Here is a 17,625-nt window from a genome sequence, read left to right as displayed (position 1 = left end):
CCGATGAAGATTTCGGCTTGAGAAAACCCACCTGGCGCATTATGCTCGCGCGCCCTGTTGCGCCGCAAGCACGGTGCGGCCGACCAAGCCGGCAATCAACCCAGCGCCAGCCGCAGTTGTTCGTCCAGATGCAGCGTGGGCGCCACCCGCCAACCGCTTTGGGCGTAGCGCAGCCAGCGGCCCAGCACCAGATGCGTCAGCAGGCTGGCGTGCGCCGCGACGTTGGCGTCCGCGGGCAGCCCGCCGTCGGTGATCGCGATGCGCAGCGACTGCTTCAGCGACGTTTCGATGCGGTCATTGATATGGTTGATGCGCTCTTGCAGCCGGTTGTCTTCCGTGACCAGCGCGTCGCCGGTCAGCACCCGCGTCATGCCCTTGTTGCGTTCGGAGAACGTCAGCAGCATGGCAACGGTCTTGTGCGCCTGGGGCACGCCGTAGGGTTCCACGGTGGCAATCTGGTTGACCAGCGTGAAGATGCTGGTCTCGATGAATTCGATCAGCCCTTCGAACATCTGCGCCTTGCTGGCAAAGTGCCGGTACAAGGCGGCCTCGGACACTTGCAGACGCGCGGCCAGCGCAGCCGTGGTGATGCGGGAAGCGTGCGGCTGCTCCAGCATTTCGGCCAGGGTCTGCAGAATCTGGGTCTTGCGCTCGCCGGGTTTGCTCGCCATGGAAGGGACTGCTCTCGCGCAGGCTTGACGGTGAAGGGAGGGGGAGGAGCGCGCCGCTATCCCCGCAGGGGACGCCGACGTAACAACAAATCACTGACGGAGTTTACCCGCAAGTCGACATAGGGCGGACGATGCGAACGACCGCGCGAGAAGGGCGTGCCAGGGTGATACACGTGCACGGTGCGCACGCCGACGCGGCGCGCGCCGCGCAGGTTGGCCAGCGTGTCTTCGACCAGCACGGCACGGTGGGCGGGTACGCCTTCGCGGGCCAGCACATAACGCAGCAGCGCGGGCGACGGCTTGGGGCGGAATTCGCCATGCAGCCGCATATGTTCAATGGCCCACAGGCTGTCGAACTGGCGCAGGATGCCCAGGCGTTGCAGTACGGAGCGGGCGTAGCGCAGCGGCGCGTTGGTCAGCAGCACCTTGCGGCCGGGTAGCTGGCGCAGTTTGTAGGCCAGCGCCTTTTCGCCGCGCACCAGCGGGTTGACGTCGAAGTCGTGGCTGCGGTGCAGGAAGTCGTGCGGGTTGACGCCGTGGTGGCGGACCATGCCGATCATCGTGGCGCCGTAACGCTGCCAATACTTGCGGCGCAGGTCGTTGGCGGTGTCGACGTCCACGTTCAGCGCCTCGGCCACCGCCATGGTCATGCCCAGGTCTATCTTCGGGAAGATGGCGTGCGAGGTGTCGTGAAGCGTGTTGTCCAGGTCAAACAGCCACAGGCGTTCGGAAACGCCCGTGGCCATGCGGCGCGAGCGGCGCATACGCACCGCCGGCCGTAACAGCAGACGTTGAGCTCGCATCAATGCGAGCTGATCATCGTGCCCACGCCTTGGTCGGTCAGGATTTCAAGCAGCAGGCAGTGCGGCACGCGGCCGTCGACGATGTGAACGGAATTCACGCCGTTCTTGGCGGCATCCAGCGCCGACGAGATCTTGGGCAGCATGCCGCCCGAGATGGTGCCGTCGGCGAAGAGTTCGTCGATGGTCTGGGCCGACAGGCTGCGCAGCAGCTTGCCCGCCTTGTCCAGCACGCCCGGGGTGTTGGTCAGCATCAACAGCTTTTCGGCGCCCAGCACTTCGGCCATCTTGCCGGCGACGACGTCGGCGTTGATGTTGTAGGCCGTGCCGTCTTCGCCATAGCCGATGGGCGAGATCACGGGAATGAACTGGTCGTCTTGCAGGGCCTTGACCACGGCGGGTTCAACCAGCGTGATGTCGCCCACGAAGCCGATGTCGATGGGTTCGGCGGGGTTGTCCTTGTTGGCCATCAGTTTTTTCTGAGCCTGGATCAAGCCGCCGTCCTTGCCGGTCAGGCCCACGGCCTTGCCGCCGACCTCGTTGATCATCATGACGATGTCTTGTTGGACCTGGCCGCCCAGCACCCATTCGACCACTTCCATGGTCTCGGCATCGGTCACGCGCATGCCCTGGATGAAGGTGCCCTGCTTGCCGATGCGGCGCAGCGCGTCGTCGATCTGCGGACCGCCGCCGTGCACCACCACCGGGTTCAGACCCACCAGCTTGAGCAGCACGACATCGTGCGCGAAGCTGCGCTGCAAGCGCTCTTCCGTCATGGCGTTGCCGCCGTACTTGACCACGATGGTCTTGCCGTGGAATCGTCGGATATACGGCAGTGCTTCAGACAGCACAGCGGCTTTGACAGCGGGGGACGAAACGGCAGCAGGGTCGGGGGTGTCGGTCATGGCAGCTAAGTCGGCAAATATGTATGAGTGGTTAGAAAAAATGCCTGCACAACATCGCGTTCGAAACGCGGTAGCGCAAGCATACGACGGATTGTAGTACCCACGCGTTTCATATGCCTAAAACCCATGTCCATATGCCCGACAAATAACCGGCATTCAGGTAAATTGGGGCGTTTTCGAGACGCGAGCCCCCGCAAAAGGGGGGCAAATCCGCACCGGTCGGGGTATCAGCCCCCATTTTATTTCCATAAAAGAGGCAAGCCATGCGTTTGAACTTCGTCCGCGCCGCCCTGGCGGCATCGGCCTTCCTGGTGGCAGCCAACGCCGCCCATGCAGAAAAAGTGGTGGTGGGCGCCACGCAGGTCCCGCACGCCGAGATCCTGGAAGTGGTGAAGCCGCAGCTGGCCAAGCAGGGCGTCGAGCTGGACATCAAGGTGTTCAGCGATTACGTGCAACCCAACCTGCAATTGGTGGACAAGCAGCTGGACGCCAATTTCTTCCAGCACAAGCCGTATCTGGACACGTTCAACAAAGACCGCAAGGCCACGCTGGTGCCGGTCGCGCTGGTGCACGTCGAGCCCTTCGGCGGTTACTCCAAGAAAATCAAGAGCCTGGCCGACCTCAAGGACGGCGCCACCGTCGCTATCCCGAACGATCCGTCCAACGGTGGGCGTGCGCTGGTGCTGCTGCAAAAGCAGGGCATCATCAAGCTGAAGGACGCGTCCAACATCCTGGCGACGGCCGCCGACGTGGTCGACAACCCCAAGAAGCTGAAATTCCGCGAACTTGAAGCCGCCATGCTGCCGCGTTCGCTGGACGACGTGGATCTGGCGCTGATCAACACCAACTACGCGCTGGAAGCCGGCCTGGTGCCCACGAAGGACGCGCTGTTCATCGAAGGCGCCGATTCGCCTTACGCCAACATTCTGGTCACCCGTTCCGACAACAAGGACGCGCCGGGAATCAAGAAGCTGGTCGACGCGCTGCACTCGGCGGATGTGAAGAAATTCATCCAGGAAAAGTACAAGGGCGCGGTCATTCCGGCGTTCTAAGCCGGAGAGGCGGCTCCTGGTTCTGTTGCAGGTTCCAGGTTTGCCGGCCGAGCGAATGGGTTCGGCTGGCCGCAAGCAAGCCACCGCCAATGAAACCGCGCCAATGAAAAACCGCCCTCGTGGGCGGTTTTTTATTCAGGCCGGGGAAGGCCGCAGAGCCGGGCGATCAGCCCGCCGCCAGCGCCTTTTCCACGGTGGCGTGGAACTCAGCCACATCGTATTCGCCCAGATAGCGCTTAATGATGTGCCCCTGCTTGTCGATCAGGAACGCCGTGGGCGTCAGCCGGATGTCGCCAAAGGCGCGCGCGATGTCGCCCTTGGTGTCCAGCGCCACCGGGAACGGCAGCTTGCGCTGGTCCGCGAAGTTCAAGACGAAATTGGGCGGATCGTAGTTCATGGCGACCGCGATGGCCTCGTAGCCCTTGGCGGCGTATTCCTTATAGGCGGCGATGGTTTCCGGCATCTGCTTCACGCAGGTGACGCAGCTGGTCGCCCAGAACTTGACCAGCACGACCTTGCCGCGCAAGTCCTGCATCGAGAAGGTTTTGCCTTCCAGCGTGGTGAACGAGACGTCGGGGGCGGTCTGGGCAGGGCGCCAGACGAACCAGGCGCCGATACCAACCGCCACCAGGACGGCGAGGGCTACGATGGCTTTTTTCATTTGATAGGCATGGCTTCAACGCCATTGCTGGTGCCGGCCGCGTTGTTGTCGCTGGGTGCTGCGCCGGCGCCGCTTTGGATAGGCGCTTTGGTTTCTGTGGAGGCGTCCCGGGTGCTGCTGTTGGACAGCCGGATGGCTTCTTCGCGGCTGATGGTCTCGAACAGTTTAACCACCTTGGCCACGCCGCCCACATCCGCCGTGGCGTTGGCGGCGTATTCGCCTTCGGCCTGGGTGACCTTGCCCATCAGGTAGACGACGCTGTGGTCGGTGGTCAGGGCGATGGTGCCCGACGGCACGTACTTGGTGTTGATCAGCGCGGTCTTGACCTTGGAGGTCAGCCACGTGTCGTTCGAACGCGTGCCAAACGAGGCGATGGGGCCGACGTTCAGCTGGTTGATGACCTGTTTGACGTTCTCGATGCCCTGGGCGATGGTGGTCGCTTCGGCTTTGGCCTGCTCGGTGGGCACATCGCCCGTCAGCAACAGGTGGCCGCCATAGGCCATGGCATTGACGCGGGCGGTGTCGCCCAGCTTTTGCGAGATCTGGCTTTGCGCCTTGAAGGCCATGTTCTGGTCTTCAAGCTGGATACCGGAAGTGCGGCGGTCCGTGACCACGACCGCCGTGGTGGCGGCCGCGCCGCCTACGATCAGGGGCGCGCAGGCCGTCAGCGAGAGCGCCGCGGTGGACAGCGCCGCGGCGAGCATCAGGGGGCGAACCGCGGTTCTGACGTCAGAAATCATTCGGTGTCTCCAAGCAAAAGAGCGTCAATGCCGTCGCACAGTGCGTGCAGCAGCAGAATATGGACTTCCTGGATCCGCATGGTGCGGTCGCTGGGAACACATAGATGGACGTCCATCGGCGTGATGAGTTCCCCCATGACGCCGCCGCCCTTGCCGGTCAGGGCCAGCACGTGCATTTCGCGCGAGCTGGCGGCTTCCATGGCGCGCACGACGTTGGGCGAATTGCCGCTGGTGGAAATTGCAACCAGCACGTCGCCGGCTTGGCCGAACGCGTTGACCTGGCGTTCGTAGATCTCGTCAAAGCCGTAGTCGTTGCCGACGGCGGTGAGGATCGAGGTGTCGGTATTGAGCGCGATGCCGGCCAGTGGCAGGCGTTCGCGTTCGAAGCGGCCCACCAGTTCGGCGATGAAATGCTGCGCGTCGGCTGCCGAGCCGCCGTTGCCGCAAGCCAGAATCTTGCCGTTGTTCGCCAGGGCGCCGAACAGCACGTCGACCGCCACTGCCAGCGGTTCCGCCAGGACGTTCATACTTTGTTCGCACGCAGCCATGGCGTCGCGAAAGTGCGACGTCATACGAGAGGTCATATCCATGGGCGCGATTATCTCACGCGGCAGTCGCGCTGTTCTGTCCAGGCGTAACGACTGTGCGGCAGGCCGTTACCGGGCCCGGGTCGCGCTGGCGCCGCCAGTGTCTAGGGAAGGGAAAAAGCGTCTTGCAGCCATTGCGGCCGGCCGGCGTCGAACACCACCGCGTCAAAGCGGGCGGGGGGCGTCACGCCCTGGAAATGGCGGCGGGCAAGTTCGGGCAGCCAGTGCGCCGCCGCGCGCGCCAGCCGGGCTTGCTTGGCGCGGCCGATGCTGGCGGCGGCGCCACCAAAACGGGACAGGGCACGCGCGCGCACTTCGATAAAGACCAGCGTGCCGCCGTCGCGCATCACCAAGTCCAGCTCGCCGGCGCGCGTCCACAGGTTGCGCGCCAGCAGCACCAGGCCGCGCGCCTGCAACCAGCGCAACGCCGCGTCTTCGTGCTGATCGCCCTTGCGCTGCATGGGCGAGCGGCGCTGCGGCGTGTCTGCGGGCATGCCGCCGTGCGGGTCGGCGCCCGGGTCGACACCCCGGTCGACACCTCGGTCAGCGCGCCGCCCGGCAGCCGGGCGCCGAGAGCCCGCCCGACGACGGCGCTTGTCCGCGCGGTGTCGTGCAGCCAGTGCCAGATCGCAGGCCAGGCGCAAGGTCTCATCCGTCATGCGGGCTCCTGGTATGGCGAGGTTGGCGGCTACACTGACATGGTTTTCCGTGTCAGTAGGCTGCAATGAATCAAAATGTCTCACCCCCGCCCGCCGGCGACGCCTGGAGCCGCGTGGCGGATCGCGTTGCCGGGCAGCATTGGCCCGCTTCGACGCTGTACGTCGTGGCCACGCCAATCGGCAACCTGGGCGACTTGGGGCTGCGGGCTTGGCACGCCCTGCAACGCGCCGACGTGATCGCCGCTGAAGACACGCGCGCCAGCCGCACCCTGCTGGACGCCTGGGGCGTCAATACGCCGCTGATGGCCGCGCACCGCCACAACGAGGCCGCCGCCGCCCAAGCCATCTGCGAACGCCTGGCCCAAGGTCAGCGCGTGGCGTTGGTGTCGGATGCGGGCGCGCCCGCGGTCAGCGACCCCGGCGCCCGTGTTGTGCGCGCCGTGCGCGCAGCCGGCTTCGCCGTGATGCCGGTGCCCGGCCCCAGCGCGGTCATCGCCGCGCTGATGGGCAGCGGCGTCACCACCGATGAAAACCCCGCCTACGCCTTCGCGGGCTTCCCGCCGCCCAAGGCCGTGGCTCGCCAGCGATGGCTACGGTCATGGTGCGCCTTGCCCGCGCCCGTGGTGATGTTCGAATCGCCGCATCGGCTGGCCGCCACGCTGGCGGATCTGCTGGAAGTCTGCGGGCCCGACCGCCAACTGACGGTGGCGCGTGAACTGACCAAGCGCTTTGAAGAAATCGCCACGCTGACGATGGGTGAAGCCGCCGCCTGGCTGGCCGCCGACGCGCATCGCGAGCAAGGCGAATTCGTCTTGATCGCCCATGCCGAAGTGGCGCAGGAAATTGACGAGGACGCCGACCCGCGCACCGACGTGCTGCTGGACGCGCTGCTGGAATCGATGTCCGTGCGCGATGCTGCCAGGGTCGCCGCCAAGGTCACGGGCCAGGCGCGCGACGTGTTGTACAACCGGGCGCTGTCGCGCAAGAAGTCGGCGGAGTAAAGCCATGGCGTATTCAACCATTGTGTCGAACAAGCCGGCCGACCCGCTGGAGCCGCTTGCGTACCGCGACATCGAGACCCCGCTGGGCGAATTGCGCCTGGTCGCCAGCCCCAAGGGCCTGCGTGGCGCCTGGTTTACCGACCAGGAATTGCTGCCGTCTTCTGAAGGCTGGACGCACGCCGATGCCGACCCGATTCTGGAGCAGGCGCGGCGTGAGCTGGACGAATGGTTCGCGGGCAAGCGCCGCGGCTTCGACGTGGCGCTGGACCCCATCGGCACCACGTTCCAGCACAAGGTCTGGCACGCGCTATGCGCGCTGGAATTCGGCAAGCTTGCAAGCTATGGCGATCTTGCCCGGACCGTGGGGCGGCCCAAGGGGGCGCAGGCGGTGGGCGGCGCGGTGGGGCGCAACCCCATCATCATCATCATCCCGTGCCACCGGGTGATTGGCGCCGATACCTCATTGACGGGGTTTGGTGGCGGCCTGCCGCGCAAGCAGGCGCTGCTGGCGCACGAAGGCAACCGCTACGTCAGCCGCACCGCGCGGGCTCGGCGGATTTGCGACGGGCAGGCAGAGCTGCCCTGGTAGGGGCGGCCGGGCTTACGGGTCTACTGCGTAGCGATGCTGGGCAGGATGCCGATGCGGTCCGACACCAGCGGCACCGCGTTCAAGGCGCTTTGGCGGTCGGGGTAGGGGCCGATCCGAACGCGATACAGGTTGTTTGATTGCTCGACCTGCGCGGGCGGGGCGCCCGCCGAACTCAGCTGCGAATTGATGCGGGCCACCAGCGACTGCGCATTGCCGGGCTGGCTGAATGCGCCCACTTGCAGATACACGCTGCCAATGCCGGCGGCCGGCGCTTGGCGTACCGGGGCTGATCCGGCCGCCGGGCCGGGGATCGGTTCGGCCGTCAGCGCGACCGGCACCGCGGACACGGGCGCCTGAATCGGCAGCGAGCCGGTGGCCGAAGCCGGTTCCGGCGGGGGTGCGGCAGGCGTGCCTTGCGAGGCCAGGCGGCGGATCTCTTCTTGCGGAATGCTCTCGACTACGACCTGACCGCTACCCGGCCCGATGATGCCCAGCTTATAGGCCGCCACGTACGACAGATCCATGATGCGGTCGCTGTGGAACGGCCCCCGGTCATTCACGCGCACGACGATCGTCTTGCCGTTGACCAGGCTGGTGACGCGCGCATAACTGGGAATCGGCAGCGTCGTGTGCGCGGCCGTCATGGCGTACATGTCGTAGGACTCACCGATGGACGTGGAATTGCCATGAAATTTCTTGCCGTACCACGACGCAATGCCGCGCTGCTTGTACGGTTGGCCGCTGGTGTCGGGCACGTAGCGCTGGCCAAACACCACGTAGGGCCGGTTCGCGCCGCTGGCATAGGGTTCGATGCGCGGCACCGCATCCGGCACCTGGTCCAGGTTTGCCGGCGGATTGGCGTCCGGCCCGTCGTCCTTGTAGTACCCGCCGCCCTTTTTGCGACCCCCGGTAGAAGAGCAGCCGGCCACGGCAATGGCCAGCAGCAACATCAGGATCAGGTGGAGCGGGCGGGGCAGGGTCATGCGGATTCGGTGGGCAGTTGGTTTCGGTGGCGCACCAGCAAGGGATCGTGGTCGGCAAAGCGCAGCGCCAGCTGTTCGACCACATAGACCGAACGGTGCTGGCCGCCCGTGCAGCCGATCGCCACGGTCAGGTAGTTGCGAGTGTCTTGGGTGTAGAGCGGCAACCAGCGGTTCAAGAAGCCGGCGATGTCGTCGATCATCTGCCCCACCTGTTCGTACCCGGCCAGCCAGGTGGCGACGGGTTCGTCGCGGCCGGTCAAGGGGCGCAGGTTGCGGTCGTAGTGGGGGTTGGGCAGGCAGCGCACGTCAAACACCAGGTCGGCATCGCCGGGCACGCCGCGTTTGTAGGCGAAGGATTCGAACGTCAGTACCAGCGGCGCGCGGTCGGCCTGGATCAGGTCGCGGATCCAGGCACGCAATTGGCCGGGCGTCAGGTCCGACGTATCGATGACGTGTTCTTGTTCCCGCAACGGCGCCAGCAGTTCGCGTTCAAGCGCGATACAGTCAGTGAGCGATGGCGGCGTGCCGCCGCGTTGCAGGCGGTCGGTCAGCGGATGGCGGCGGCGCGATTCGGAATAGCGCTGCACCAGTGTCGAGGTGTTGGCGTCCAGGAAAACCACGCGCAGGCTGGTGCCCATGGCGCGCAGCGCGGTCACCACATCTGGCAGTTCAGCCAGTTCGCCGGGCGAGCGCACGTCGATGGCCACGGCCACGCGTTCCAGGCCTTCGTCGCGCGCATTGGCGATGAACTCCGTCAGGAATCGCACGGGCAGGTTGTCGACGCAGGTGTAGCTGGCGTCTTCCAGCATGCGAAGCGCAACGGATTTGCCTGAACCTGAGATGCCGGTGACAAGGACGACTTTCAACATGGACATGATTGTGGCACGCTTTTTCCGAGACGATGCGGGCGGGATGGCATCTGATATGGCTGCAATTCGGGAATCTGGTTCTGTACCCTTTCTTGCCCCGTCGCGTAAGCTTGCGGGTCGGATACTGGTTCGATTCACTTACGACACCCCCGCCGTCATGCTTTCGGGGGATAGGAATTCGACGTAGATGTTAGCCCTCATTTCCATTCGTAGTGTTTCACTGCCGCGGTTCAGGGCGATTTTCCGCGTGCTCGCGGCTGCCGCTGTTGTCTTTACGACAAGCGTTGCAGAGGCCCAGCCGGCAGCGCCCGATGGCCTGCGCCCCGACACCATGGCGGCACGCGTCGCGGCCTGTACGGCCTGCCACGGCGCGCAGGGCCGGGCCGGCACCGACGGCTATTACCCCCGCCTGGCCGGCAAGCCTCAAGACTACCTCTATCATCAGCTGCTGAACTTTCGCGATGAGCGCCGCCAGTACCGGCCCATGTCGCATCTGCTGGTCGGCCTGCCCGACGACTACCTGCGCGAGATGGCCCAGTATTTTTCGCAGCAGCATGTGCCGTATCCGCCGCCCACCCGCGCGGACGTCTCCAGCGCCACGCTGGAAGCGGGCCGCGTGCTGGCCTTGCAGGGCGACGCGGCGCGCGGCTTGCCCGCCTGTGCGTCCTGTCATGGCGCCGCGCTGGGCGGCTTGATGCCCGCCATTCCCGGCTTGCTCGGCCTGCCGCGCGACTACATCGGTTCGCAGATCGGCAGCTGGAAGAACGGGCTGCGTCGCGCGGCGGCGCCTGATTGCATGGCCGACATCGCCCAAAAGCTTACCCCTACCGACATCGGCGCCCTGGCGGCGTGGCTGTCGTCGCAACCCGTGATCGAGCCCTATGTGCCCGACGCCGCGGGCTCGCTGACCTTGCCCGCGCAATGCGGCAGCCAGGCGCAACGCTGACACGGGGGCCACCATGAAACTGTTCAAGAAAACTCTGACCTTCGTCCTCGTTGCGCTGATCGTTGCGGTGGGCGGCCTGTATTGGCTGGGCACGCGCGATGACACCAGCACGGGTCCAGCCGCCACCACGACCGACGCGGCCACGCTGATCGACCGCGGGCGCTACCTGGCGCAAGTGGGCAACTGCATGGCCTGCCACACCAGCCGGGGCGGCAAGGCGCTGGCGGGCGGCACGCCCATACCGACGCCGTTCGGCACCGTCTACGGGCCCAACATCACGCCCGACGACAAGACGGGCATCGGCTCGTGGACGGTCGACGATTTCTGGCAGGCGCTGCACAACGGAAAGTCCAAGGACGGCACCTTGCTGTATCCCGCGTTTCCGTACACGGAATACACCCGCGTCAGCCGCGCGGACGCCGATGCCTTGTACGCCTACTTGCGTAGCGTGCCGCCGGTCGAGCAAGCGAATCGGCCGGCCGACATGGCGTTTCCGTACGACCAGCGCGAGCTATTGGCGGCCTGGCGCGCGTTGTACTTCAAGCCCGGCGTGCAAGAGGCCGACGCGGGGCAGTCGGTGCAATGGAATCGCGGCCGCTACCTGGTTGAAGGGCTGGGGCACTGCGCGGCCTGCCATACCCCCCGCAATCGTCTGGGCGCCACCAAGACGTCCGAGGCGCTGACGGGCGGCGTGATCCCGGTGCTGGATTGGTACGCGCCGCCGCTCACCAACGACATGCAGACCGGCATGGGCCGCTGGACGGCGGCCGATATCGCCGCGTTGCTCAAGACAGGTATCTCGGCGCATTCCAGCGCCAGCGGCCCGATGGCCGAAGTGGTGTTGGGCAGCACGCAGCACCTGACGGATGACGATGCGCTGGCTATCGGCGTATACATCAAGTCCTTGCCGGCCACGCCGGCCTCTACGCCTCGCCAGCAATCCGCGGCGGCGCCGGCGGCCATGGAACTGGGCAGCAAGATCTACAGCCAGCAATGCGCGAAGTGTCACCAGCCGCAAGGGCAGGGCAGCGGTACGGCCTGGCCGGCGTTGGCGGGCAACCCGACCGTGACGGCACCTGTGCCCACCAACGTGATCCGCATGGTGCTCGATGGCGGGTACGCACCCGCCACGGCAGCCAATCCCCGGCCGCACGGCATGCCGCCGTTCGGCCAGATCCTGAACGACAGTGATATCGCCATGCTGGTGTCCTACATCCGCAATAGCTGGGGCAATGAAGCGGGCAGCGTGACCGCGCTGGACGTCAAGCGCGCGCGTGCGGCGTCAACGCTGAACTGATGCCGATTGCCGCGGGTCTATCGCTTCGCGCTGGCCCGCGCGCAAGCCTGGCGGGCCAGTTCGCCCAGCACGCGGATGGCGTCTTCGTGCGCGGCGTCCCAGGGATGCCCGTAATTCAAGCGCAGGGCGCTGGCGAACTGGCTGCTGGCTGAAAAAATCGGGCCGGGCGCCACGCTGATGCCGCGCGCCAGCGCATCGCGATGCAGGGCCAGCGCGTCCACCGCCGCCGGCAGTTCCACCCACAAAAAGAAGCCGCCTTGCGGACGCGTCACGCGCGTGCCCGCGGGAAATTCTTGTGCAATCGCGTCGGCCATACGGTCTTGCTGCGTCTGCAACGTTTGCCGCAACCGGCGCAGATGGCGATCGTATCCGCCTTGCTCAAGATACTCGGCGATAGCGCCTTGCGCGGGGCCCGACGCGGACAGCGTCGACGACAGTTTCAGCCGCTGCACCTGTCGCGAGTAGCGGCCCGCCGACGCCCAACCAATGCGGTATCCGGGCGCCAGGCATTTGGAAAACGACGAGCAATGCAGCACCAGCCCCTCGGTGTCGTAGGCCTTTGCCGGCACGGGCCGCGCGGCGCCGTAATAGAGTTCGCCGTAAACATCGTCTTCGATCAACGGAATGCCGTGGCGCGCCAGCATTTCCACCAACTGACGCTTCTTGTCGTCGGGCATCAGGCTGCCCAGCGGGTTCTGGAATTGCGTCATCAGCCAGCAGGCGCTGGGCGCGTGCCGCTTGATGGCGGCCTCCATGGCGGCCAGGTCCACGCCCGTGCGCGGATGCGTCGGCACTTCCAACGCTTTCAGGCCCTGGCGCTCCAGGGCTTGCAAGGCGCCGTAGAACGTTGGGGCTTCGACCATCACCGTGTCGCCCACTTGCGTGACGGCTTGCAGGCAAAGGTTCAACGCTTCCAGCGCGCCGTTGGTAACGACGATGTCGCTGGCCGGCACGTTCATGCCGCCAATCAGATAGCGCAAGGCGATCTGCCGCCGCAGGCCGGGATTGCCGGGGCTGAGATCTTCGACAGTATCCAGCGGGTCCTGGCGTTTCAGGTGCGCGGCCATGGCCTGCGCCAAGCGGGGCAGCGGAAACAGCAGGGGCGACGGAAAGGCAGACCCCAGCGGCGTCACGTCGCGATTGCGCACGGAACCCAGGATGTCGAAGATGCGTTCGCTGATGGCCAGTTCTGTCGACTCGCCGTCCGGGCTGGATGTGCCGGGTTCAGGCGGCCGGGATTCGGCGGGGGCGTGCACGTAGTAGCCCGAACGTGGCTGCGCGCGGATCAGGCCGCGCGCTTCAAGCAGGTAGTACGCCTGGAATACCGTGGACGGGCTGACCCCGCGCGCCGCGCACGCTTCACGCACCGAGGGCAGCTTGTCGCCCGCGCGCATGACGCCGTCTCGGATCGATTTGGCGATCTCGTCGGCCAGGGTTTCGTACAGGCTCACGATGCCGCGAGACCGCGTGCGTTCATTTGCTGCTTTGCAGGATCGCCATGGCCTGGCGTTCCATGAATTCGCCCAGCGTATCGATGCCGCGCAACTTCAGTATGGTGTTGCGCACGGCAGCTTCGACCAGCACCGCCAGATTGCGGCCGGCGGCCACTTGCAGCATCACCTTGCGCACGGGCAGGCCCAGCATGTCTTGCGTGATGTCTTGCAGGGGCAGGCGTTCGAACTTGTCTTGCGCGGTGGCGCGCACCAGATGCACGATCAACTTCAGGCGCATTTTGCGGCGTACCGAGGTCTCGCCAAAGATGGTGCGGATATCCAGCAGGCCCAGGCCGCGCACTTCCAGCAGGTTTTGCAGCAGCTGGGGGCAGTGGCCTTCGATCATGTTGGGCGCCGTGCGCGAGAACTCGACCGCATCGTCGGCCACCAGGCCGTGGCCGCGTGAAATCAATTCCAGCGCCAGCTCGCTTTTGCCCAGGCCCGACTCGCCGGTAATCAACACGCCCAGGCCCAGCACATCAAGAAACACGCCGTGCACGGTGGTGGTGGGGGCCAGCTTCTTGCCCAGGTAGATGCGCAGCAGGTCGATCAGCTGCGCGGCAGCGACCGGCGTGGACAACAGCGGCACCTGATGCTGGTCGCACTGGTCCACCAGGTCTTGCGGCGGCGTAAGGCCGTCTGCCAGCAAGATGGCCGGCACGCCGCCAATCAGCAGCTCGTCCATGTGGTGCATGCGGCGCCGCAGGTCGAAGCGCGTGTAATACGCCAGTTCTTCCTGGCCGAACACCTGGATGCGCGACGGGTGGATCAGGTTCAGGTGGCCGACAAGATCGGCGGCCGCCATGCCGTCATCGGGAATGGCGCGGTCAGCGGCGCCTTGGCCCGAAATCCAGTTAAAGGGGATTTTGTCGGCGTTGTCGTCGACGAGTTCCTGCACCGTGAGCATGGCAGCGTTTCCGCGAGGGTCAGAGTTGGCCGGTAGTCAGCATGCGGTGGACGATGGCCGCGTCGGGTTCGGTGGCCAGGGCCTCGCGCAATGCCTTGTTCGACATCAGCTGCGCCAATTCGGCCAGGATGTCCAAGTGCTGTTGCGTAGCCGTTTCCGGCACCAGCAGGCACAGCAGCATCGACACCGGTTGCCCGTCGGGCGCGTCGAACGAGATCGGCTGGCTTAAGCGGATGAACGCCGCCAACGCCTGCTCAAGCCCCTTCACGCGGCCATGCGGAACGGCCACGCCCTGCCCAAGGGCAGTGGAGCCTAAACGTTCCCGGGCAAACAGGCTGTCGAACACGAGCGCGCGTGCCAAGCCATGATTGTTTTCAAAGAGAAGGCCAGCTTGTTCGAACGCCCGTTTCTTGCTCGTTGCGAGCATATCGAGCACGACGTTGCCGGCGGGTAGGATGCGCGACAAATGATTCATCGGATCATTATATGGTTATATGACGCAGTGCAATAAATTGGCCTGGCGCCCCGCCCGGTGGACAGGCGGCGAACGGCGTGGCAAGAGCGACAGCATAGTCTGATCGCGGCGCGTTGTGGGCGTTCACACACAGCGTCCAGCCCGTGGACATGGCCAGGCACGGCAAAAACAGGGGGATTGGGGAATGCGGGAGAGGGGGTAGAGCGGGGAGTTTTGCCGATGCCCCGGCTGGACTGACGTCTAGCGGGACACCGGGACTTAGGCAGGATTTTTACAATCGCTGTTTAGCTTATCGCGCAGGGCGAGTGATCATGAAGCGCATTACTGCTGGGGTGGCGAGAGGCTCGCCGCTTGCCGCTTCACGGACTCCGCTGAGTGACTTCGTACCTTGTCCTTGTGCTTGATGACCTGACGGTCGACTTTGTCAGCAAGAAGGTCTATGGCTGCGTAGAGATTTTCATCGGTCGCTTCACAATGAATATCCTTACCGCTTAGACGCATGGTGATTTCGGCTCTGTGCCGCAGGGGCTCTACTGAGAGCATGACCTGGGTATCGATGACGTGATCGAAATGCCGCAGCACTCGCGCCAGTTTGTTCATGACATATTCCCGGATTGCCGGGGTGACGTCGAGGTGACGACCGCAGATGCTCAGGTTCATAGTGTGCTCTCCTTCTAAAAGAGAAAAATGGGTGCGCAAAATGCGCGGTGAGGTCGTTAGGCGTTCTCCTTGGATTGGTGGGTGCGTTTAGTACTAGTGTATAGACTCGGGCCGAGAAAACAAGCTGACCTAGCGCAAGAACATGGCATTTTTATGGCTGAACCCCTAGGGCGTATTTGCCTTCGCCCGAGAGGCGACTAGGGGTCTTCCCCAGGGTGCCCGTTACATGCGGAAGTGCTCGCCCAGGTACACGCGGCGCACGGCGGGATCGCCCACGATTTCGTCCGGGTGACCGTCGGTCAGCACCTTGCCTTCACTGATGATGTAGGCGCGATCGCAGATGCCCAGCGTTTCGCGCACGTTGTGGTCGGTGATCAGCACGCCGATGCCGCGGCCCTTCAGAAACCGCACGATGCGCTGGATCTCGATGACGGCAATGGGGTCCACGCCGGCAAAGGGTTCGTCCAACAGGATGAAGCGCGGGCTGGTGGCCAGCGCGCGTGCGATTTCCACGCGGCGGCGTTCGCCGCCCGACAGCGAAATGGCGGCATTGCTGCGAATGTGACCGATTTGCAGCTCTTCAAGCAGCGATTCCATCTGCTCGTTGATCTTGGCCGTGGACAGCGCGCGGCCATCGGGCCCCAACTGCAATTCCAGCACGGCGCGGATGTTCTGCTCGACGGTCAGGCGGCGGAACACGGATGCGTCCTGCGGCAGGTACGACAGGCCCATGCGCGCGCGCTTGTGGATCGGCATCGCCGTGATCACGGCGCCGTCGATCTCGATGCGTCCGGCGTCCGCGGGCACCAGGCCCACGATCATGTAGAAGCTGGTGGTCTTGCCGGCGCCGTTCGGGCCCAGCAGGCCCACCACTTCGCCACTGACCACGGACAGGGACACATCCTGCACCACGGTCCGGCCGTTATAGGTCTTGCGCAAGCCGGTTGCGCGCAGGCTGCCCTGCTTGACCCCCGAGGGGGCGGAGGTCACGGGTGTGGGCACAGAAGGTTGGTTCATCGTGGCTGCGAGTGGTGTTGCATGGGGGACGCTTTAGCGTCCTTTCTTGGCGGCTTGCTGCTTGCGGCATTCGGCCACGGCGGCATCGGACTTGGCGCGAGGTTCGGCAACCGAACGCACGCGACCGCCGGCAGCGGCGGAATTGGGACCGCCCTGCGCTTCATAGGTGCCGGTTTTTTCGTTGTAGCGTACCCGTTCGCCGCGAATCGTGTCGAACGGTTTGCCACAGACGTAACGGACCACAACGGCCTGGCCGATCAGGTCGAACGTGCTCTTGGTGCCGTCGTATTCCGCGCGCAGGCCCTTGCCTTCGATCAGCTCGAACGTCTCGGGGCGCTCTTGCCGGATGGTCACGACCTTGCCCTTGTTGGCGGTAGCCGTGCCGTACTGCCCGCCCTGTGCGTCTTCGTGCATTTCCAGCGTGTCGGAAGTCAGCGTCATCAGGCCGCGCGTCATGTTGACGTTGCCAGTGAAAACGCTTTGTTTCTTTACGTCGTCATAGTGCAGCGTGTCCGACAGGATCAGGGTGCTGGGCTCTTCAGCCGGCTTGGCGGGCTCGGCCGCGTGGGCGGGCGCAAACACCGAGGCCGTCAGCAGGACGGCGCCAAGCAGGCGAGTCGTCGGGGCAAAGAGAGTCCGAAGGTCGGTCATGGTTTCTTTTGGTCAGTGTTGTTGGCGGGTATCTCGGTGCGGCGCTGTTGCTTGCCTTCGGAACCGGCAATTTCAACATCCGTCGACGCGGACACCTGCAATTGGCGCGTCTTGTTGTTGTAGTGCATGCCCTTGCCGTTCATGCGCGAGCGGCCCTTGAGCACTTCCGCCGGCAGGTCGGTATACACCACGTCTTCGTCGGGCAGGATGATCAACTGCTGGCTGCGTACATCCAGCACGTCGTTGTTGGCGTCGGGCTGGCGATGCACGTGCGCGTCGCCATTCATGACGATGCGCTTGCCGCCTTGTTCCATCACGGCGGTTTTCGAGACGCCTACCGTCACGGGGTTGGCTTCGCGTTGGCCCACCGCGCGGGGCGCGGTGATGTGATACGAATCGTCGTCGGGGAAATGCTCGGCGTATTCGCCTTCCAGCCGATTGATCGGACGGCCCGTCGGGTCCGTGCGCAGCATGACGAAATCGCGCGACCAGGCGTCCATTTCGTGGGTGATGCGGCGCGGCGGGTCGACCTGGATCGCCCGCTGTGCGTAATCGGCGGCCCACCACGAGCTGGTGACCAGCACCAGCAGCAGGAACAGCGCAATCAGGGAAGGAAAACGTTCTTTCATCAGTGTCGCCGCCAGGGCGTGTCGAAGTTCGTG

Annotated in this window: 21 protein-coding genes; 5 read left to right on the top strand and 16 right to left on the bottom strand. The window is 64.9% G+C overall.

Going from position 1 to position 17,625, the window contains the following annotated elements; genetic code table 11:
- Positions 1-95 precede the first annotated feature (95 nt).
- The 3 genes from slmA to argB are packed head-to-tail and all read right to left on the bottom strand — an operon-like array spanning position 96 to position 2,376.
- Positions 96-671 (bottom strand): nucleoid occlusion factor SlmA, encoded by a 576-nt coding sequence (slmA, locus tag KYT87_RS28170; RefSeq protein WP_046803065.1) that lies wholly within the window; start codon positions 669-671, stop codon positions 96-98.
- Positions 672-727: 56 nt separating this feature from the next.
- The gene (locus tag KYT87_RS28165) at positions 728-1,474 is read right to left on the bottom strand and encodes a pyrimidine 5'-nucleotidase (RefSeq protein WP_046803066.1); all 747 of its coding nucleotides are present in this window, start codon (positions 1,472-1,474) and stop codon (positions 728-730) included.
- Complete coding sequence (gene argB / locus KYT87_RS28160; protein WP_006216311.1) at positions 1,474-2,376, bottom strand: acetylglutamate kinase; 903 nt, start codon at positions 2,374-2,376, stop codon at positions 1,474-1,476. Before argB ends, KYT87_RS28165 begins: the two co-directional genes overlap by 1 nt.
- 263 nt (positions 2,377-2,639) lie before the next feature.
- Between argB and KYT87_RS28155 the strand changes: the two genes are divergently transcribed.
- Positions 2,640-3,428 carry a MetQ/NlpA family ABC transporter substrate-binding protein gene (locus KYT87_RS28155; RefSeq protein WP_046803067.1) on the top strand — a complete coding sequence of 263 codons (789 nt, stop codon included), beginning with the start codon at positions 2,640-2,642 and terminating at the stop codon, positions 3,426-3,428.
- Between the two features lie 166 nt (positions 3,429-3,594).
- Here the strand turns inward: KYT87_RS28155 and KYT87_RS28150 are convergent, their stop codons facing one another.
- The 4 genes from KYT87_RS28150 to KYT87_RS28135 form a co-directional block, all read right to left on the bottom strand.
- Positions 3,595-4,089, bottom strand: coding sequence for a peroxiredoxin (locus tag KYT87_RS28150; protein WP_046803068.1), 495 nt, complete (start codon positions 4,087-4,089; stop codon positions 3,595-3,597).
- Positions 4,086-4,829: a BON domain-containing protein gene (locus tag KYT87_RS28145; protein ID WP_046803069.1), complete on the bottom strand. Its 744-nt coding sequence runs from the start codon at positions 4,827-4,829 to the stop codon at positions 4,086-4,088. The genes KYT87_RS28150 and KYT87_RS28145 overlap by 4 nt, the downstream gene beginning before the upstream one ends.
- Positions 4,826-5,419 (bottom strand): phosphoheptose isomerase, encoded by a 594-nt coding sequence (locus KYT87_RS28140; RefSeq protein WP_006216307.1) that lies wholly within the window; start codon positions 5,417-5,419, stop codon positions 4,826-4,828. The genes KYT87_RS28145 and KYT87_RS28140 overlap by 4 nt, the downstream gene beginning before the upstream one ends.
- Before the next feature lie 101 nt (positions 5,420-5,520).
- Positions 5,521-6,075, bottom strand: coding sequence for a YraN family protein (locus KYT87_RS28135; RefSeq protein ID WP_219991362.1), 555 nt, complete (start codon positions 6,073-6,075; stop codon positions 5,521-5,523).
- A gap of 65 nt (positions 6,076-6,140) precedes the next feature.
- On the opposite strand from KYT87_RS28135, the gene rsmI reads away from it, so the two are divergent.
- Both rsmI and KYT87_RS28125 read left to right on the top strand, forming a co-directional pair.
- On the top strand, positions 6,141-7,076 hold the full coding sequence (gene rsmI, locus KYT87_RS28130; protein WP_219991361.1) for a 16S rRNA (cytidine(1402)-2'-O)-methyltransferase: 936 nt from the start codon (positions 6,141-6,143) through the stop codon (positions 7,074-7,076).
- Between the two features lie 4 nt (positions 7,077-7,080).
- The gene (locus KYT87_RS28125) at positions 7,081-7,665 is read left to right on the top strand and encodes a methylated-DNA--[protein]-cysteine S-methyltransferase (RefSeq protein ID WP_046803072.1); all 585 of its coding nucleotides are present in this window, start codon (positions 7,081-7,083) and stop codon (positions 7,663-7,665) included.
- A 20-nt stretch (positions 7,666-7,685) separates the two neighbouring features.
- Here the strand turns inward: KYT87_RS28125 and KYT87_RS28120 are convergent, their stop codons facing one another.
- Positions 7,686-8,648 carry a septal ring lytic transglycosylase RlpA family protein gene (locus KYT87_RS28120; RefSeq protein WP_046803073.1) on the bottom strand — a complete coding sequence of 321 codons (963 nt, stop codon included), beginning with the start codon at positions 8,646-8,648 and terminating at the stop codon, positions 7,686-7,688.
- Positions 8,645-9,517, bottom strand: coding sequence for an RNase adapter RapZ (gene rapZ, locus KYT87_RS28115; RefSeq protein WP_046803145.1), 873 nt, complete (start codon positions 9,515-9,517; stop codon positions 8,645-8,647). The genes KYT87_RS28120 and rapZ overlap by 4 nt, the downstream gene beginning before the upstream one ends.
- Before the next feature lie 187 nt (positions 9,518-9,704).
- Here rapZ and KYT87_RS28110 point away from each other — a divergent pair, with 187 nt between their 5' ends.
- Together KYT87_RS28110 and KYT87_RS28105 are read left to right on the top strand one after the other, a co-directional pair.
- A complete protein-coding gene (locus tag KYT87_RS28110) occupies positions 9,705-10,463 on the top strand; it encodes a c-type cytochrome (RefSeq protein WP_219991360.1) in 759 nt (252 codons plus the stop codon).
- Positions 10,464-10,476: 13 nt separating this feature from the next.
- Positions 10,477-11,760, top strand: a complete 1,284-nt coding sequence (locus KYT87_RS28105; protein WP_219991359.1) for a cytochrome c — start codon at positions 10,477-10,479, stop codon at positions 11,758-11,760.
- Between the two features lie 17 nt (positions 11,761-11,777).
- On the opposite strand, the gene KYT87_RS28100 is transcribed toward KYT87_RS28105, so the two are convergent.
- The 7 genes from KYT87_RS28100 to lptC all read right to left on the bottom strand — a co-directional run bounded on the left by KYT87_RS28100 (position 11,778) and on the right by lptC (position 17,592).
- Complete coding sequence (locus tag KYT87_RS28100) at positions 11,778-13,211, bottom strand: PLP-dependent aminotransferase family protein (protein ID WP_046803076.1); 1,434 nt, start codon at positions 13,209-13,211, stop codon at positions 11,778-11,780.
- Between the two features lie 22 nt (positions 13,212-13,233).
- On the bottom strand, positions 13,234-14,160 hold the full coding sequence (hprK, locus tag KYT87_RS28095; protein WP_006216298.1) for an HPr(Ser) kinase/phosphatase: 927 nt from the start codon (positions 14,158-14,160) through the stop codon (positions 13,234-13,236).
- A gap of 19 nt (positions 14,161-14,179) precedes the next feature.
- A complete protein-coding gene (locus KYT87_RS28090) occupies positions 14,180-14,635 on the bottom strand; it encodes a PTS sugar transporter subunit IIA (protein WP_046803077.1) in 456 nt (151 codons plus the stop codon).
- A gap of 321 nt (positions 14,636-14,956) precedes the next feature.
- Positions 14,957-15,295 (bottom strand): ribosome hibernation-promoting factor, HPF/YfiA family, encoded by a 339-nt coding sequence (gene hpf, locus KYT87_RS28085; RefSeq protein ID WP_006216296.1) that lies wholly within the window; start codon positions 15,293-15,295, stop codon positions 14,957-14,959.
- A gap of 222 nt (positions 15,296-15,517) precedes the next feature.
- A complete protein-coding gene (lptB, locus tag KYT87_RS28080; protein WP_046803078.1) occupies positions 15,518-16,312 on the bottom strand; it encodes an LPS export ABC transporter ATP-binding protein in 795 nt (264 codons plus the stop codon).
- 33 nt (positions 16,313-16,345) lie between these two features.
- Positions 16,346-16,963: a lipopolysaccharide transport periplasmic protein LptA gene (gene lptA, locus KYT87_RS28075; protein ID WP_046803079.1), complete on the bottom strand. Its 618-nt coding sequence runs from the start codon at positions 16,961-16,963 to the stop codon at positions 16,346-16,348.
- Positions 16,960-17,592: an LPS export ABC transporter periplasmic protein LptC gene (gene lptC, locus KYT87_RS28070; protein WP_046803080.1), complete on the bottom strand. Its 633-nt coding sequence runs from the start codon at positions 17,590-17,592 to the stop codon at positions 16,960-16,962. The genes lptA and lptC overlap by 4 nt, the downstream gene beginning before the upstream one ends.
- Between the last annotated feature and the right edge of the window lie 33 nt (positions 17,593-17,625).

It is taken from the genome of Achromobacter sp. ES-001, from assembly GCF_019448355.1.
Classification (GTDB): Bacteria; Pseudomonadota; Gammaproteobacteria; order Burkholderiales; family Burkholderiaceae_B; genus Achromobacter; species Achromobacter spanius_B.
This window is presented reverse-complemented; position numbering and strand designations above follow the sequence as displayed.

What these genes read in the sequence shown, in the direction of transcription:
- slmA (WP_046803065.1), bottom strand. Translation starts at nt 671, where the DNA reads ATGGCGAGCAAACCCGGCGAGCGCAAGACCCAGATTCTGCAGACCCTG.
- KYT87_RS28165 (WP_046803066.1), bottom strand. Translation starts at nt 1,474, where the DNA reads ATGCGAGCTCAACGTCTGCTGTTACGGCCGGCGGTGCGTATGCGCCGC.
- argB (WP_006216311.1), bottom strand. Translation starts at nt 2,376, where the DNA reads ATGACCGACACCCCCGACCCTGCTGCCGTTTCGTCCCCCGCTGTCAAA.
- KYT87_RS28155 (WP_046803067.1), top strand. Translation starts at nt 2,640, where the DNA reads ATGCGTTTGAACTTCGTCCGCGCCGCCCTGGCGGCATCGGCCTTCCTG.
- KYT87_RS28150 (WP_046803068.1), bottom strand. Translation starts at nt 4,089, where the DNA reads ATGAAAAAAGCCATCGTAGCCCTCGCCGTCCTGGTGGCGGTTGGTATC.
- KYT87_RS28145 (WP_046803069.1), bottom strand. Translation starts at nt 4,829, where the DNA reads ATGATTTCTGACGTCAGAACCGCGGTTCGCCCCCTGATGCTCGCCGCG.
- KYT87_RS28140 (WP_006216307.1), bottom strand. Translation starts at nt 5,419, where the DNA reads ATGGATATGACCTCTCGTATGACGTCGCACTTTCGCGACGCCATGGCT.
- KYT87_RS28135 (WP_219991362.1), bottom strand. Translation starts at nt 6,075, where the DNA reads ATGACGGATGAGACCTTGCGCCTGGCCTGCGATCTGGCACTGGCTGCA.
- rsmI (WP_219991361.1), top strand. Translation starts at nt 6,141, where the DNA reads ATGAATCAAAATGTCTCACCCCCGCCCGCCGGCGACGCCTGGAGCCGC.
- KYT87_RS28125 (WP_046803072.1), top strand. Translation starts at nt 7,081, where the DNA reads ATGGCGTATTCAACCATTGTGTCGAACAAGCCGGCCGACCCGCTGGAG.
- KYT87_RS28120 (WP_046803073.1), bottom strand. Translation starts at nt 8,648, where the DNA reads ATGACCCTGCCCCGCCCGCTCCACCTGATCCTGATGTTGCTGCTGGCC.
- rapZ (WP_046803145.1), bottom strand. Translation starts at nt 9,517, where the DNA reads ATGTTGAAAGTCGTCCTTGTCACCGGCATCTCAGGTTCAGGCAAATCC.
- KYT87_RS28110 (WP_219991360.1), top strand. Translation starts at nt 9,705, where the DNA reads ATGTTAGCCCTCATTTCCATTCGTAGTGTTTCACTGCCGCGGTTCAGG.
- KYT87_RS28105 (WP_219991359.1), top strand. Translation starts at nt 10,477, where the DNA reads ATGAAACTGTTCAAGAAAACTCTGACCTTCGTCCTCGTTGCGCTGATC.
- hprK (WP_006216298.1), bottom strand. Translation starts at nt 14,160, where the DNA reads ATGCTCACGGTGCAGGAACTCGTCGACGACAACGCCGACAAAATCCCC.
- KYT87_RS28090 (WP_046803077.1), bottom strand. Translation starts at nt 14,635, where the DNA reads ATGAATCATTTGTCGCGCATCCTACCCGCCGGCAACGTCGTGCTCGAT.
- hpf (WP_006216296.1), bottom strand. Translation starts at nt 15,295, where the DNA reads ATGAACCTGAGCATCTGCGGTCGTCACCTCGACGTCACCCCGGCAATC.
- lptB (WP_046803078.1), bottom strand. Translation starts at nt 16,312, where the DNA reads ATGAACCAACCTTCTGTGCCCACACCCGTGACCTCCGCCCCCTCGGGG.
- lptA (WP_046803079.1), bottom strand. Translation starts at nt 16,963, where the DNA reads ATGACCGACCTTCGGACTCTCTTTGCCCCGACGACTCGCCTGCTTGGC.
- lptC (WP_046803080.1), bottom strand. Translation starts at nt 17,592, where the DNA reads ATGAAAGAACGTTTTCCTTCCCTGATTGCGCTGTTCCTGCTGCTGGTG.